At 55.4% G+C, this 15,361-nt stretch carries 14 protein-coding genes, 5 tRNA genes and 2 other RNA genes; 15 read left to right on the top strand and 6 right to left on the bottom strand.

Features of this window, described 5'->3' with window-relative positions:
* The first annotated feature begins 9 nt into the window (after positions 1 to 9).
* From wecG to HX778_RS08710, 9 genes are all read left to right on the top strand, one after another.
* A complete protein-coding gene (wecG, locus tag HX778_RS08750; protein WP_038476911.1) occupies positions 10 to 750 on the top strand; it encodes a lipopolysaccharide N-acetylmannosaminouronosyltransferase in 741 nt (246 codons plus the stop codon).
* 257 nt (positions 751 to 1,007) lie between these two features.
* Positions 1,008 to 2,393 carry an amino acid permease gene (locus tag HX778_RS08745; protein ID WP_038476908.1) on the top strand — a complete coding sequence of 462 codons (1,386 nt, stop codon included), beginning with the start codon at positions 1,008 to 1,010 and terminating at the stop codon, positions 2,391 to 2,393.
* Positions 2,394 to 2,507: 114 nt separating this feature from the next.
* A tRNA-Arg gene (locus tag HX778_RS08740) sits at positions 2,508 to 2,584 on the top strand.
* A gap of 57 nt (positions 2,585 to 2,641) precedes the next feature.
* Positions 2,642 to 2,717: transfer RNA gene (locus tag HX778_RS08735), tRNA-His, on the top strand.
* A 15-nt stretch (positions 2,718 to 2,732) separates the two neighbouring features.
* Positions 2,733 to 2,819, top strand: a tRNA-Leu gene (locus HX778_RS08730).
* Between the two features lie 33 nt (positions 2,820 to 2,852).
* Positions 2,853 to 2,929: transfer RNA gene (locus tag HX778_RS08725), tRNA-Pro, on the top strand.
* 95 nt (positions 2,930 to 3,024) lie between these two features.
* Positions 3,025 to 3,101, top strand: a tRNA-Pro gene (locus HX778_RS08720).
* 34 nt (positions 3,102 to 3,135) lie between these two features.
* Positions 3,136 to 3,249: non-coding RNA, RtT sRNA (locus HX778_RS08715), on the top strand.
* Positions 3,250 to 3,283: 34 nt separating this feature from the next.
* Positions 3,284 to 3,397, top strand: a non-coding RNA gene (locus HX778_RS08710) — RtT sRNA.
* Positions 3,398 to 4,021: 624 nt separating this feature from the next.
* On the opposite strand, the gene hemY is transcribed toward HX778_RS08710, so the two are convergent.
* From hemY to hemC, 4 genes are read right to left on the bottom strand one after another with little or no spacing between them, the layout of a single operon-like run.
* Complete coding sequence (gene hemY / locus HX778_RS08705; protein WP_176981794.1) at positions 4,022 to 5,218, bottom strand: protoheme IX biogenesis protein HemY; 1,197 nt, start codon at positions 5,216 to 5,218, stop codon at positions 4,022 to 4,024.
* A gap of 2 nt (positions 5,219 to 5,220) precedes the next feature.
* A complete protein-coding gene (hemX, locus tag HX778_RS08700; protein WP_038476903.1) occupies positions 5,221 to 6,405 on the bottom strand; it encodes a uroporphyrinogen-III C-methyltransferase in 1,185 nt (394 codons plus the stop codon).
* A gap of 18 nt (positions 6,406 to 6,423) precedes the next feature.
* The gene (gene hemD, locus HX778_RS08695) at positions 6,424 to 7,170 is read right to left on the bottom strand and encodes a uroporphyrinogen-III synthase (protein WP_176981793.1); all 747 of its coding nucleotides are present in this window, start codon (positions 7,168 to 7,170) and stop codon (positions 6,424 to 6,426) included.
* Complete coding sequence (gene hemC, locus HX778_RS08690; protein WP_176981792.1) at positions 7,167 to 8,108, bottom strand: hydroxymethylbilane synthase; 942 nt, start codon at positions 8,106 to 8,108, stop codon at positions 7,167 to 7,169. Before hemC ends, hemD begins: the two co-directional genes overlap by 4 nt.
* A 287-nt stretch (positions 8,109 to 8,395) precedes the next feature.
* Here hemC and cyaA point away from each other — a divergent pair, with 287 nt between their 5' ends.
* Positions 8,396 to 10,945, top strand: a complete 2,550-nt coding sequence (gene cyaA, locus HX778_RS08685) for a class I adenylate cyclase (protein WP_176981791.1) — start codon at positions 8,396 to 8,398, stop codon at positions 10,943 to 10,945.
* Here the strand turns inward: cyaA and cyaY are convergent, their stop codons facing one another.
* Positions 10,946 to 11,266 carry an iron donor protein CyaY gene (cyaY, locus tag HX778_RS08680; protein ID WP_038476891.1) on the bottom strand — a complete coding sequence of 107 codons (321 nt, stop codon included), beginning with the start codon at positions 11,264 to 11,266 and terminating at the stop codon, positions 10,946 to 10,948. It lies immediately after the preceding gene.
* A gap of 63 nt (positions 11,267 to 11,329) precedes the next feature.
* The gene (locus HX778_RS08675; protein ID WP_038483034.1) at positions 11,330 to 11,689 is read right to left on the bottom strand and encodes a DUF2620 family protein; all 360 of its coding nucleotides are present in this window, start codon (positions 11,687 to 11,689) and stop codon (positions 11,330 to 11,332) included.
* 224 nt (positions 11,690 to 11,913) lie between these two features.
* Here HX778_RS08675 and HX778_RS08670 point away from each other — a divergent pair, with 224 nt between their 5' ends.
* The 5 genes from HX778_RS08670 to yigB are packed head-to-tail and all read left to right on the top strand — an operon-like array spanning position 11,914 to position 15,302.
* Entirely contained in the window at positions 11,914 to 12,120 is a 207-nt protein-coding gene (locus HX778_RS08670; protein WP_038476888.1) for a lipoprotein, read from the top strand.
* Positions 12,121 to 12,158: 38 nt separating this feature from the next.
* Positions 12,159 to 12,983 (top strand): diaminopimelate epimerase, encoded by an 825-nt coding sequence (gene dapF / locus HX778_RS08665; RefSeq protein WP_038476885.1) that lies wholly within the window; start codon positions 12,159 to 12,161, stop codon positions 12,981 to 12,983.
* Positions 12,980 to 13,684 carry a DUF484 domain-containing protein gene (locus HX778_RS08660; RefSeq protein WP_038476882.1) on the top strand — a complete coding sequence of 235 codons (705 nt, stop codon included), beginning with the start codon at positions 12,980 to 12,982 and terminating at the stop codon, positions 13,682 to 13,684. The genes dapF and HX778_RS08660 overlap by 4 nt, the downstream gene beginning before the upstream one ends.
* The gene (gene xerC, locus HX778_RS08655; RefSeq protein WP_176981790.1) at positions 13,681 to 14,586 is read left to right on the top strand and encodes a tyrosine recombinase XerC; all 906 of its coding nucleotides are present in this window, start codon (positions 13,681 to 13,683) and stop codon (positions 14,584 to 14,586) included. Before HX778_RS08660 ends, xerC begins: the two co-directional genes overlap by 4 nt.
* Positions 14,586 to 15,302, top strand: a complete 717-nt coding sequence (gene yigB / locus HX778_RS08650) for a 5-amino-6-(5-phospho-D-ribitylamino)uracil phosphatase YigB (RefSeq protein WP_176981789.1) — start codon at positions 14,586 to 14,588, stop codon at positions 15,300 to 15,302. Before xerC ends, yigB begins: the two co-directional genes overlap by 1 nt.
* Positions 15,303 to 15,361 lie beyond the last annotated feature (59 nt).

The following is a 15,361-nucleotide window of genomic DNA, read 5'->3' as shown; positions in this document are numbered from 1 at the left end:
AGGATATTCATGAACAACTCTACTGAAGCCCCTTCCTATAACATCCGTGGCCTGAACCTGCTGGGGTGGCGAGATATGCAGCATGCGCTGGATTATCTCTATGCGGGGGGCAACTTGCGTCAGGGCACGTTAGTGGCAATCAATGCCGAAAAAGTCCTTACGGCCGAAGATGATGAGCAAATCCGTGGCCTTATTGCCGCGGCGGAATATAAATATGCCGACGGAATCAGCGTTGTTCGCTCCATCCGTAAAAAATACCCAGAGGCCGTAGTGAACCGCGTAGCCGGTGCCGATCTGTGGGAGGCCTTGATGCAGCGGGCCGGTCAGGAAGGTACTCCGGTGTTTTTGGTCGGCGGAAAGCCCGAGGTTCTGGCCCAGACTGAGGCTAAATTACGCCAGCTTTGGCAGGTCAATATCGTCGGCAGTCAGGATGGATATTTTACGGACGAGCAGCGGCAGGCATTGTTTGAGCGCATTCGTGATAGCGGTGCCGCGATTGTCACGGTGGCGATGGGATCTCCGCGCCAGGAGATCCTGATGCAGGCGTGCCGAAAAGTGCATCCTCAGGCGCTTTATATGGGCGTTGGCGGCACGTATGACGTCTTTACCGGGCGCGTAAAGCGAGCGCCAAAGGTCTGGCAAAATCTCGGCCTGGAGTGGCTATATCGCCTGCTTTCACAGCCGACCCGCATTAAACGGCAGCTGCGGCTGCTGCGCTATCAGCGCTGGCATTTGACCGGCAAGCTATAAATCTTCCAACGCGCTCATCCGGGCGCGTTTTGCTTTCTCTGCGCAATTTCCCACCAGACTTAGGCCAGTTTGTTACGCAGTTATTTGTAATTTTGTAAAAAATACGGAACCATTGCGCCCACTCGATGCAGTGCCGTAGTGATGTTGCGCCAGCAAATCGCTTGCCGACGCTGCATGGCCTGTTATTGAGCCTGGCAACAACCAAACACAATAACCGGTAAAAACCGGAGTAAAAGCAAACACAATACAGAGGATTTATGGCAGAGAAAAAAGCAGAGCTGCAGCGCGGGCTGGAAGCTCGACACATCGAACTTATCGCCCTGGGAGGGACCATTGGTGTTGGCCTGTTTATGGGCGCCGCCAGTACCCTAAAATGGGCCGGGCCGTCGGTATTGCTGGCGTACATTGTTGCGGGCCTGTTCGTGTTCTTCATTATGCGTTCAATGGGGGAGATGTTATTCCTTGAGCCCGTAGCCGGTTCTTTTGCCGTCTACGCGCACCGCTATATGAGCCCCTTTTTCGGTTACCTTACGGCGTGGTCGTACTGGTTTATGTGGATGGCGGTCGGCATCTCCGAAATAACGGCAATTGGCGTTTATGTTCAATACTGGTTCCCGGATCTGCCCCAGTGGCTGCCGGCCATTTTTGCCGTCGGGCTTGTGGCGCTAGCGAACCTGGCCGCGGTGCGTTTATACGGTGAAATAGAATTCTGGTTTGCGATGATTAAAGTCACCACCATCATCGTGATGATCGTCGTTGGCCTTGGCGTTATCTTTTTCGGTTTTGGCAACCATGGGCAGGCGATAGGCTTTAGCAACCTGACCGAGCACGGCGGCTTCTTTGCCGGCGGCTGGAAAGGTTTCCTGACCGCGTTGTGTATTGTCGTGGCGTCTTATCAAGGCGTGGAGCTTATCGGTATTACTGCCGGTGAAGCGAAAAACCCGCAGGTCACCTTGCGTAGCGCCGTGGGTAAAGTGCTGTGGCGTATTCTGATTTTCTATGTGGGGGCGATTTTCGTTATCGTGACTATCTTCCCATGGAACCAGATTGGCACCACCGGCAGTCCGTTTGTGCTGACCTTTGCGAAGATTGGTATTACGGCGGCGGCAGGAATTATTAACTTCGTTGTTCTGACGGCGGCACTGTCCGGCTGTAACAGCGGCATGTACAGCTGCGGGCGCATGCTGTATGCCCTTGCCAAAAACCGTCAGCTTCCGGCTAAAATGGCCACCGTTTCACGCAGTGGCGTGCCGGTTGTGGGCGTCGCTATTTCTATCGTTATTTTGCTGCTTGGCTCCTGCCTCAACTACATCATTCCTAATCCGCAGCGCGTCTTCGTTTACGTCTACAGCGCCAGCGTATTGCCCGGGATGGTGCCGTGGTTTGTGATTCTGATTAGCCAGGTTCGCTTCCGTAAGGCGCACCGTGAGGCTATCGCCAGCCATCCGTTCCGCTCCATTTTATTCCCGTGGGCGAACTACCTGACCATGGCCTTCCTTGTGTGCGTTCTGGTGGGCATGGGGCTGAATGAAGACACGAGGATGTCGCTGACGGTTGGGGTGATTTTCCTGGCTGCCGTGACGTTGGTTTATAAGGTATTTGGCCTGAATAAGTACGCCGCCAGTGAAAAACTGAACGGATAAGCATCAGGATGCGCAAAGCATAACCAAACGCGCAGTTTTGCGCGTATTTTATTGAAATAACCACTAGACAGCTGAGCACGAAGCCCGTATTATCCGACCCCGCAACGGCGCTACGCGCCCGTAGCTCAGCTGGATAGAGCGCTGCCCTCCGGAGGCAGAGGTCTCAGGTTCGAATCCTGTCGGGCGCACCATTTATAATGGCGCTAGAGCTGCGGTGGTATTATGTACCGCGTGAAAGTTTTACAGTGGTGGCTATAGCTCAGTTGGTAGAGCCCTGGATTGTGATTCCAGTTGTCGTGGGTTCGAGTCCCATTAGCCACCCCATTAATTTAGATGTATGCGAAGGTGGCGGAATTGGTAGACGCGCTAGCTTCAGGTGTTAGTGTTCTTACGGACGTGAGGGTTCAAGTCCCTCTCTTCGCACCACACCTAAATTAATCAGCAGTAAAAGCAGTATTTCGGCGAGTAGCGCAGCTTGGTAGCGCAACTGGTTTGGGACCAGTGGGTCGGAGGTTCGAATCCTCTCTCGCCGACCAATTTTAAAAAGCCCTTCTGAAGAAGGGTTTTTGCTTTCAACACCGAACCGTAAAAGGTCACAGGCACGTTGAAGGCCGCAGTAAGAGCAGTATTTCGGCGAGTAGCGCAGCTTGGTAGCGCAACTGGTTTGGGACCAGTGGGTCGGAGGTTCGAATCCTCTCTCGCCGACCACCTTAGAAAAGGCCAGCTTTCGAGCTGGCCTTTTTGCATCTGAAGCTTAAAGAGGATGAGAACCTCCGAAGGAGGTTTGAGCCGAGCGCAGCGAGACAACGTTGCTTTAGCAACGGCCCGCAGGGGAATAATCCTCTCTCGCCGACCACTTTAGAAAAGGCCAGCTTTCGAGCTGGCCTTTTTGCATCTGAAGCTCAAAGAGGATGAGAACCTCCGAAGGAGGTTTGAGCCGAGCGTAGCGAGACAACGTTGCTTTAGCAACGGCCCGCAGGGGAATAATCCTCTCTCGCCGACCACTTTAGAAAAGGCCAGCTTTCGAGCTGGCCTTTTTGCTTTTTCGCGTTCTACCCATCCCCCCGCCCTCATTAATGCCAGATACCCCAACCCTGCCTTTTGAGCCTTGATGTTGCTATCTGTCGTTACTGTCGCCCAGACACGACAGGAGGGTCATTTCATGTCTCTAAATGGAGACATATAGTTCTTTGTTTTTAAAGTAATTTATAAATAAAGCGCTAACTCGTCTCCTTAAGGAGACAAAAGCTTTTCGTGATGAAGGGAATGCCGGGGCATCTGAAAGGGTTACTTCGGTTATGCTAATACTATGAAACTACTAATATTAGCGGTTGGCTTAGTTTCTAAATGCAAACCTGGCATGCATTGTGCAATAATAAATTCGTAGATGCTCATTCCACTTCTTATGTTCGCTTAGGCTTCATAAACCCAGGAATGACGCAGAGCCGATTACGGTGCTTATCGTCCACCGACAGATGTCGCCCCGATGGGGTCTCATCCAACACCATGGACATAACGTTGAGTGAAGCACCACTTAGTTGTCAAACAGACCTGTTTTAACACCTGCCTTATGGCAGGTGTTTTTTTTTGCGTGCAGGAAAGGGAAGGCGGCAGAATGCCGCCTTAAATTATGGATTGGAATTGCTCTGCAGGGTCAGCAGCAGGCCATCACGGCGCATGGTTGCCGCTTCTTCAGGTTTGTGCAGTTTATCGAGAGAATCTGCCAGCCAGGCGTAATCATAAGCATCCGGACGTTGCTTAATGGCCTCACGGAATGCGTCGCTTGCCTGCTGCCATTCGCCATGTTTCATCAGCAACTGTCCCAGCGTGCTTTGCAGCAGAGGACGATCGCCCTGAGTTTTGATCTGCTGACGCAGGACTTTCTCTAACTGCTCCGGATTACCCGACTTCAGGCGCGGCATCAATAACACCAGGCGATCGTCGTACTGGCGCTTCAGCCCGTCGATGATTATCTCCTGCGCGGCATCATGATCGTCGCACTCGATGAGATGTTCGGCCATTGCCACCTGCAGCGTTGTCTGGTGACGCGTTTTCCGACTTTGATTCCGCCACCAGGCCTTCAGGCCATCGTTGCCCTGATCGGCCATCGCCTGATCCATGAGCCCGATCCAGGCCTGCTGCTGGAGTACTTCACGGTGGGCTTCATCGCCGATCTGCACTTTCTCCATTGCGGGTAGAATATCCAGCAGCGAACTCCACGCGCCGGTTCTCAAATAAGCCTGCTCGGCCAGACGAAGGACTTCAGGATGGCGAGGTGCGACCTCCAGAAGCTTATCAATGCCGTGGCGTGCCGCGTGGTTTTCATTACGTGCCAGCTGCAAACGAACGCGTGTGATTTCGACCGGGAGCTGATCGTTATCCGCCAGTTCGGCCGCGCGCTCAAGATGCTGATTGGCGCGAATCTCATCGCCGCGCTGTTGAGCTGCCTCTGCGGCAAGCAGATAGTTCACCACCGGCTGTTCAGCGTGGTCGGCATTCTTGCTCATCAGCTTCTCAACCTGCTGATAATCGCCTTCGGCCAGTTTTAGCAGTGCGGCTTTAGTTTGCTTACGGGCACGGCTGCGCTTGCGGCCCAGGAACCAACCGCGGGTACGGGCACCGGTACGGAAAATACGGCGCAATACCCATTCGATAGCAAACAGCACCACCATCGTCAGGATCAGAATAATGACCAGGCCGGTTACGCTGGTTTCAACGTTGTAGTTGTCGGTCTGGATTAATACGTAACCCTGGTGACCTGCCAGTATTGGGCCCAGAACGATGCCTGCAATCAGCAGCAGGAAGAGCAATAAGACTTTAATCATGCTTATTCCCCCTGGCCTGCGGCAGGCGCAGGTTGTGCTGGCGCTGCCTCTGGCTGTGCGTTATCGATCGCAGGGCTTGCCGGCTGGGCAAGTAAATTGCGTACTCGGGTTTGCATCAGTTTTTCCAGCAGCGCCTGGCTTTGCAGCGTTTGCGGGATATCCATATGGATGCTTTGCTGGCTCAGGCCATCAAGCTCTTCAAGGAATGCTTTGGTGGCTGAATCATTCGTATCGTAATAGGCACGCACCCAGGTAGACACATTGTCCAGGGCCTGCTTGTAGGTATCTTCCTGATGGCGTGGTACAGCCTGCGCGGCGACCAGCAGACGGGAGCGAATATTTTCGCGCAGGTAAATATCCTGATTCGGTGCCAGCAGCGGCACTGCAGTTTCATCGCGGCGGCGGATAGTGATAAAGCTATCCATAAAGCTATGCCAGCTTTTTACCAGGTTCTGACGCCATTCGGTAATCGTGCCTGACAGCTCGCCGCTGTCAGAATCCATCGGTGAATCATCGCTGTCGTTATCGGCAAGACGCAGGTTATCCAGGCCGTTAGAGAGCTGATTCAGCTTGAGAATAATCCCGTCGTAGTCGACCTGGGTCACCGTAGACAGCGTTGAAATATCATCCGTTAGCGCGCGGCGAGCGGTGATTAGGCTCGGGTCGTTCATATCGGCCAGGCTGGCATCGGCGCTTTTTAACAGCGCCGCGGCTGTTGTAACGTCCTGATCGCTCCACAGCTTACGGCCCGCAAGCTTCACGAGGAAGTCAGCCTGTGCCAGCAGCCAGGTTTTCGAGTCACTGCCGGAAATTGTCGCGACCTTTTGCTGCACTTCATCTAACTGGTGCGCCAGGGCTGCCTGCTGCTTATTGGCATCGCTGAGTGCGGTAGCCTGCTGTTTCAGCGTGGCATCAAATTCGCTCTTCTGCGTTTCCTGCTGCTTCTGCAGGGCAATCAGCTGATTAGCCAGCGCATCGCTGGTCGCCGTCTGGGTTGATACCTGATGTTTGCCATAGCTATAAAGCCCGCCGCCTAACGCCAGAGCAATCGCAATGGCAATCGCTCCCAGCGCGATACCCGCCACGCCGGAACGATTTTTCTTCGTCGCTGGCTCGGGCTGCGATGGCGTCTCCACCGCGGGTGTGGTTTCCTCAACCATGGCGGAGGAGTTATTTTGTTCCGTCATTGTGGCGTCCTGTTATTGTTAGGTGTGTTGTAACGCACGTAGCAGCGCGTCATTGTCCGCATTCGCGGCGACCCGAATATTCTGCCAGCCCATTTCCCGGGCAAGGTCCGCTAAGCGCTCGCTGACAACCAGCAACCGGCAGCGAAGTAGCCAGTTTTCGCGATACCAGTCGGGCGTTAGCGTGTACAGCTGCTGCAGCATTTCACCGCTGGTGACCACCAGCGTCGAGATCCCTCGCGCATGCCAGCGGTTAGCTTCTTCTATTCCATCGTAAATAATAGCGCTTCGCTGATAACACTCACAGAAGCTGACCTCAGCGCCTCGCGCCTCGAGCGTTTCACCCAGCAGTTCACGCCCGCCGTTTCCACGTAAAATTAACGCGCGTTTGCCGGCAACATTCTGTAATTCAGGTAATTGTAGCAAGACTTCGCTGGTTTCCCGATCTTGTGGGTAACGAACGGGAATATGGCTGACGGTATGAAAAGCCAGCGCGGTTGTCCGGCCTATGGCAAACCAGCTTAGTTTATCCGGCCAGGGGATGCCGCTGCGGCGCAAAAGAGGGGCGGCATAGTCAATCACGTGCTGCGAAAGAACAAAGACCAGATCGCCGGGCGCAAGCGCCGCAAGCTGGGCCGGAAGCTGTGACAGCTGCCGACCGGGCGAGAACTCGATAAGCGGGAAGCTATACGCCACCTGCCCGAGTGCGCGCAGACGGCTCACTAACTCTTCCCCGGCAGGGGAGGGGCGGGTGACAAGGATCGTCATGCGGGAGCATCTCCATCATAAACGTCAGCGAGGATCTCGCGAGCACCGTTATCCAGCAGCTCTTCCGCCAGTGAAACGCCCATGGCTACGGCATCTTCCGGTTTACCACGGCGTTCGCCGCGTACCATCACGGAACCGTCAGGCGCGCCGACTAATGCGCGAAGCCAGAGTTCATTATCTTTCAGCTCGGCATAGCTACCGATTGGCACCTGACAGCCGCCTTCAAGGCGCATATTCATCGCGCGTTCTGCGCTGACGCGAATGGCGGTTTCATGGTGATTCAGCGGAGCCAGCAGCGCTTTGGTGCGCTCATCGTCCAGGCGGCATTCAATGCCAACTGCGCCCTGACCGACGGCGGGCAGAGACACTTCCGGCGGCAGCGCGTAGCGAATGCGATCCTGCATCTCAAGGCGGTTTAGCCCGGCGACGGCAAGAATAATGGCATCGTATTCGCCCTTATCTAACTTACCCAAACGGGTACCGAGATTGCCGCGCAGGGAGCGAATCACTAAATCGGGACGCTGTTCGGCTATCTGGCACTGGCGACGCAGGCTTGAGGTGCCCACGATACTGCCGGCCGGAAGCTCATCCAGCGTTTGGTAATGATTGGAGACAAAGGCGTCGCGGGGATCGTCACGCTCGCAGATGGTGACCAGCCCAAGACCTTCAGGGAATTCCACCGGGACATCCTTAAGCGAGTGCACGGCGATGTCCGCGCGCCCGTCCAGCATTGCCAGCTCCAGCTCTTTAACGAACAGTCCTTTACCGCCCACTTTGGCAAGCGGGGTATCCAGCAAAACGTCGCCGCGCGTGACCATTGGCACCAGCTCAACGGTGAGCTGCGGGTGGAAGGCTTCCAGGCGCTGCTTAACATAATGTGCTTGCCAGAGTGCAAGGGGACTTTGGCGAGTGGCAATTCTGAGTATATTGTCTAACATGCTTGTTACCGTAATTATCGTCCACCGACCATCCTACCACTCTTAGCGGAAGGCTGTCAGGTTCGGCGGTTTCTGCGGCAACAGAGGGACGTGATTCGTATTATGGAAGAAACAGCCTGTGGCCAGGGTCTCTACCACTTTGGTAGCGCATCTTTCTTTACGGTCAACAGGCAAGGTGTTAAATTGATCACGTTTCCAGCAATTGCTGTCCCGATCGTTTATAATAATGGGGACAACAACCAGGAAACGGGTTTTTTCGTAATACTGAAACCATCAGGCGATACGTCTTGTACCTCTATATTGAGACACTTAAACAGAGACTGGATGCCATCAACCAACTGCGCGTAGATCGTGCGCTTGCTGCTATGGGGCCTGCCTTTCAACAGGTCTACAGTCTACTGCCAACGTTATTACATTATCATCACCCGCTGATGCCAGGTTACCTTGACGGTAACGTTCCCTGTGGCATTTGCATCTACACGCCTGATGAAACCCAACGCCACTACCTGGACGAACTCGAACTGCAGCGCGGCATGCCGCCTCAGGAGACGCCAGCGGGCGAACTGCCGATCACCGGCCTCTATTCTATGGGCAGCACCTCCTCCGTGGGGCAGAGCTGCTCTTCTGACCTTGATATCTGGGTTTGTCACCAGTCCTGGCTCGATAATGACGAGCGCCACCTGCTGCAGCGTAAATGCAGCCTGCTGGAAAGCTGGGCGGCGTCCCTTGGCGTCGAGGTTAGCTTCTTCCTGATCGATGAAAACCGCTTCCGCCACAACGAAAGCGGCAGCCTGGGCGGCGAAGACTGCGGTTCTACCCAGCACATCCTGCTGCTGGACGAGTTTTACCGTACGGCCGTGCGTCTGGCCGGGAAACGCATTCTGTGGAACATGGTCCCGGGCGATGAAGAAGAGCATTACGACGATTACGTAATGACCCTTTATGCTCAGGGCGTGCTGACGCCAAACGAGTGGCTGGATCTCGGTGGCTTAAGCTCCCTGTCCGCCGAAGAGTACTTTGGTGCCAGCCTGTGGCAGCTGTATAAAAGCATCGATTCGCCGTATAAGGCGGTGCTGAAAACGCTGCTGCTGGAAGCCTACTCCTGGGAATACCCGAACACCCGCCTGCTGGCTAAAGATATCAAGCAGCGCCTGCACGACGGCGAGATAGTCTCTTTTGGTCTCGACCCGTACTGCATGATGCTGGAGCGCGTTACCGAGTACCTGACGCAAATTGAAGATCATGCGCGCCTGGACCTGGTTCGCCGCTGTTTCTACCTGAAGGTCTGTGAAAAACTCTCGCGTGAGCGCACCTGTGTGGGCTGGCGTCGTGAAGTGTTGAGCCAGATGGTGAAAAGCTGGGGCTGGGACGATAGCCGCCTGGCGATGCTGGATAACCGGGCGAACTGGAAAATCGACCAGGTACGCGAAGCGCATAACGAGCTGCTCGATGCGATGATGCAGAGCTACCGCAACCTGATCCGCTTTGCGCGCCGCAACAACCTTAGCGTTTCGGCCAGCCCGCAGGACATCGGCGTGTTAACGCGTAAGCTGTACGCCGCGTTTGAAGCGCTGCCGGGCAAAGTCACGCTCGTTAACCCGCAAATTTCCCCGGATCTCTCTGAACCGAACCTGACCTTTATCCATGTGCCGCCTGGCCGAGCCAACCGCTCCGGCTGGTATCTCTACAATCGCGCGCCAAACATGGACTCCATCGTCAGCCATCAACCGCTGGAATATAACCGTTATCTTAATAAGCTGGTGGCATGGGCGTACTTTAACGGCCTGCTGACCTCGCGTACCCGCCTGTTTATTAAGGGCAACGGCATTTGTGACTTACCTAAGCTACAGGAAATGGTGGCGGATGTTTCCCATCACTTCCCGCTTCGTCTCCCGGCCCCAACGCCGAAAGCGTTGTACAGCCCGTGCGAGATTCGCCATCTGGCGATTATCGTCAACCTCGAGTACGACCCGACGGCAGCCTTCCGCAATCAGGTGGTGCACTTCGACTTCCGCAAGCTGGACGTGTTCAGCTTCGGTGAGCAGCAGCAGTGCCTGATTGGCAGCGTTGATCTGCTGTACCGCAACTCGTGGAATGAGGTGCGTACCCTGCACTTCAACGGCGAGCAGGCGATGATCGAAGCGTTAAAAACCATTCTCGGTAAAATGCACCAGGATGCCGCCCCGCCGGATAGCGTCGAGGTCTTCTGCTATAGCCAGCATCTGCGCGGCCTGATTCGTACTCGCGTGCAGCAGCTGGTGTCTGAATGCATCGAATTCCGCCTTTCCAGCACGCGTCAGGAACCGGGCCGCTTCAAAGCGCTGCGCGTTTCCGGCCAGACCTGGGGCCTGTTCTTTGAGCGGCTGAACGTCTCCGTTCAGAAGCTGGAAAACGCCGTTGAGTTCTATGGCGCGATTTCGCACAACAAGCTGCACGGCCTGTCGGTGCAGGTAGGCACCAACCAGGTTCAACTGCCGGCGGTGGTGGATGGCTTTGCCAGTGAAGGGATTATTCAGTTCTTCTTTGAAGAGGCCAGCGAAGATCAGGGCTTCAACATCTATATACTGGATGAGAGCAACCGCGCCGAGGTTTATCACCACTGCGAAGGCAGCAAAGAAGAGCTGGTGCGCGACGTTAGCCGCTTCTACTCCTCGTCCCACGATCGCTTTACCTACGGCTCAAGCTTCATTAACTTCAACCTGCCGCAGTTCTATCAGATTGTGAAGGTTGATGGCCGGATGCAGGTCATTCCGTTCCGCACCCAGTCAATGGCAACAGCCGCGCCGGTCAATCCGGACGATAACTCAGCGCCGCTGCTGCAGCAGTATCAGCAATAATCAGCGAAAGCTAACCGCTTCACCCGCCTGCTGCGTGCTGGCTTCTTCCAGCAATTGCCAAAACTCTGCGCCGCTACGGTCACAAATCCACTCGTCACCTTTCAGGTTGAAGTGATAACCGCCGCTTTTGGTTGCCAGCCACACCTGGTGTAACGGCTCCTGGCGATTGATGATGATTTTGCTGCCGTTTTCAAAGCTGATGGTCAGCACGCCGCCGTTGATCTCACAGTCAAGATCGCTATCGCCGTCCCAGTCATCCAGGCGCTCTTCGATAGTACGCCACAGGTTATCGGCTAAAAGGTGGAATTCGCTGTCGTTCATGTCTGCTTCCTGTTGAGATTTCAGGGCAGTATAAAAGCATCGCCGTCAATTAGAAACTGCCGCTCAGGCATCATCCAGATAGTGCACTAGCAAAGGAACGGCGTGCGGCGCGTTTTCAATAGCGATGCCGAAGGCGACTTTCCCGTCCCGCACCCAGCGGGCGATTTGTTCCTCTCTGGCAGGGGAGCCGGGGCGCGTCACGGTACAGCATTTTTCCGGGCCGAGTACGGCTACAGCAACGTCCAGCGCGGGACCAATGCCCGACTTAAATGCGCCGATAGTGTAATGAAGTTCGCCTCGCTTAACGTAATTTGCTGCATCAATGTCGCTCACCAACTGAGTGGTAAACCTGCCGGGCGCAGCCCGTTCGATTAAATTCTGCATTGCTTCACGTTCAAGACCCGTAATACCAATCCGTTTCATCTGCGTTACCTCATGAAAGACAACAGCATCAGCCTGGAGCAGTGAGGAGGCGGCGCCCGGCATTTTCCGAACGGAGGCCCCATAAGTAGCGTAAACCAGAGATTATTTTCTTGCCTGGTTTGCGGGAAGGCTATTTTCAGCGGTCTGGGTAACGAAGAGTATTGCTTTTCAGGGTTCACCTGCGATGATAGACGGCAGAATAGTGAATCACAGGCTACCCGATAATGAAGAAGATTTTCTGCCCTCTAGCTTTGGCACTGACGCTTGTAAGCCTTACCGGCTGTGGCCTGAAGGGGCCTCTTTATTTCCCTCCGGCCGATAAAAAAGCGACGCCGACTACCCATAGCGCAACCCCTGAAAAACCTGTCCAGACGGCACCGGTCCGCAACAGTCGCGGCATTGATGACGCACCGACTCAGGTTGTTTACTAGCTAAACCGTGCTTTGTAACCGCGCTAATGGAGCAGAAGATGCAGTTCTCTAAAATGCATGGCCTCGGTAATGACTTTATGGTCGTCGACGCGGTGACGCAGAATGTTTATTTCTCTCCGGAGCTGATCCGGCGCCTGGCGGATCGTCATCATGGTGTGGGTTTCGATCAGCTGCTGATCGTTGAGCCACCTTACGATCCCGATCTCGACTTCCATTATCGGATCTTTAACGCCGACGGCAGTGAAGTTTCCCAGTGTGGCAACGGCGCACGCTGTTTTGCCCGCTTTGTGCGCCTGAAAGGGCTGACCAATAAGCGTGAAATTCGCGTCAGCACCGCCAATGGCCGAATGGTTCTGAGCGTCACGGAAGATGAGACGGTGCGCGTCAACATGGGCGAGCCGAACTTCGAACCTTCTCAGGTACCGTTCCGGGCAAACAAAGCGGAAAAGACCTATATTATGCGTGCCGCCGAACAAACCATTATGTGCGGCGTGGTTTCAATGGGTAACCCGCACTGCGTGATTCAGGTCGATGACATCGAAACCGCCGCGGTAGAGACTTTGGGACCGGTGATGGAAGGCCATGAGCGCTTCCCGGAACGTGCCAACATCGGCTTTATGCAGGTGGTAAGCCGCGAACACATCCGACTGCGCGTTTATGAGCGCGGCGCGGGTGAAACCCAGGCCTGCGGCAGCGGCGCCTGTGGTGCAGTGGCGGTTGGCATTCAGCAAGGATTACTGGCGGAGCAGGTGCGGGTTGAACTGCCCGGCGGTCGCCTTGATATCGCCTGGAAAGGGCCCGGTTCACCGCTGTATATGACCGGCCCGGCGGCCCACGTCTATGATGGATTTATACATCTATGAAGAATGCCGAGGAACAGCAAGAAGCCCTTCTTGAGCTTAACGATCTCGCCGTTGCCGAATACTTACAGCGCAACCCCGATTTCTTTATTCGCAATGCCCACCAGGTGGAGAGCATGCAGGTTCCTCACCCGGTTCGCGGCACCGTTTCGCTGGTGGAATGGCATATGGCCCGCAGCCGTAACCATATCAACAACCTCGAAGAGAACATGACGTTGTTGATGGAGCAGGCGAGCGCCAACGAAGGCCTGTTCTACCGGCTGCTGAAGCTTCAGGGCCGGCTGGCCTCGGCTTCCAGCCTGCAGGAGATGCTGAACCGGCTGCACCGCTGGGCGCGGGAAATTGGGCTGGCGGGGGCGAATGTCCGGCTTTTTGCCGACCGCTGGCGCATCGGCGCTCCCTCGGACTTTACCCATCTGGCATTGAATCGTCAGGCCTTTGAGCCGCTGCGCATTCAGCGCCTTGGCGAAAGCCAGCACTATCTTGGCCCACTCAATGGCCCGGAGCTGTTGCTGGTCTTGCCGCAGGCGAAAGCGATTGGTTCCGTTGCTATGTCGCTGATGGGTAACGACGGCGATCTTGGCGTTCTGCTGTTTAGCAGCCGCGACCCGCAACACTATCAGCAGGGACAGGGCACTCAGCTGCTGCACGAGCTTGCGCTGATGCTGCCCGATCTGCTGGAGCGCTGGGTTGAGCGTGCATGACCGCTTCCGTATTAACCTCTCACGTTGATGGCTTTCTTCGATATCTGAAGGTTGAGCGCCAGCTCAGCCCGCTCACTCTCCTGAACTACCGGCGCCAACTCACGGCGATTATCCACATTGCCGAAGAGATGAAGCTCAGCGGCTGGCAGCAATGCGACGCCGCCGCCGTGCGTTCTCTGGCCGTGCGTAGCCGCAGAGCTGGCCTGCAGGCCTCCAGCCTGGCGCTAAGACTTTCAGCACTGCGCAGCTTTTTTGACTGGATGATCGGCCAGGGAGAGCTAAAGGCGAATCCGGCCAAAGGCATCACTACGCCAAAAGCTGGTCGTCACCTGCCGAAGAACATCGAAGTCGATGATGTAAACCATCTGCTGGACATCGATCTGAACGATCCGCTGGCGGTACGTGACCGTGCGATGCTGGAAGCCATGTACGGCGCAGGCCTGCGTCTTTCAGAACTGGTGAACATGAACTGTGGCCACATCGATCTTTCGACCGGTGAAGTCTGGGTGATGGGTAAGGGCAGCAAAGAGCGCCGCGTACCCGTTGGGCGCAGTGCGGTCACCTGGGTTGAGCACTGGCTGGATCTGCGTGAGCTGTTTGGCCCGGACGATGATGCGCTCTTCCTGGCGAAGACGGGCAAACGAATATCCGCCCGCAACGTGCAAAAGCGGTTTGCTGAGTGGGGCATCAGGCAAGGGTTAAGCAGCCACGTACATCCGCATAAACTGCGCCACTCTTTTGCCACGCATATGCTGGAGTCCAGCGGCGATTTGCGCGCCGTTCAGGAGCTGCTCGGGCACGCCAATCTTTCCACCACCCAAATTTATACCCATCTCGACTTTCAACATTTAGCCTCGGTGTATGATGCCGCGCATCCACGCGCCAAACGGGGGAAATCGTAATGCATTTTTACCGCCCACTCGGGCAAATTGCCGCCCTGACCTTCGACCTCGACGATACGCTTTATGATAACCATCCGGTGATTATGCGTACCACTCAGGAGTCTCTGGCCTTTGTGCAGAGCTATCATCCGAAGCTTAGCGCCTTTACCGCACGGGACTTCCACCGCAGCCGGGAAGCGCTACGCCTGAAAGAGCCGGAAATCTATCATGACGTTACCGAATGGCGCCGTCGTGCCGTCGAGCAGATGATGCTGGATGCCGGGCTTAGTCCTGAAGAGGCTTTTTCCGGTGCCGACGCGGCGATGGAAAACTTTGCTCAGTGGCGTAGCCGCATCGACGTGCCGCAGGAAACGCACGACACGCTGGCAAAGCTTGCGAAGAAATGGCCGCTGGTGGCAATCACCAACGGTAACGCAGAGCCGCACCTGTTTGGGCTGGATAACTACTTTGAATTTATTCTTCGCGCCGGGCCGGATGGTCGCGCTAAACCCTTCAGCGATATGTACCATACCGCTGCCGAGCGCTTAGGCGTTCCGCTGGAGCAAATCCTGCACGTAGGTGATGACCTGACTACTGACGTAGCAGGTGCGGTGCGCTGCGGTATGCAGGCCTGCTGGATTAACCTGCGTGAGGGCGACCTGATGCGAATCGATGACAGCCGTTTGCTGCCGCATCTCGAGATTTCGCGGTTGGCATCCCTGACCGCGCTGATATAATCAACAATAATTCTGTATAAATCACCAGTGGTTGGCTGTGCCAACTCTTTCTCTTTTTC

This window comes from Cedecea sp. P7760 (genome assembly GCF_013386425.1).
Taxonomy (GTDB): Bacteria; Pseudomonadota; Gammaproteobacteria; order Enterobacterales; family Enterobacteriaceae; genus Cedecea; species Cedecea selenatireducens.
The sequence above is the reverse complement of the archived record's forward strand: the minus strand, read 5'-3'. Positions and strand labels throughout refer to the sequence as shown.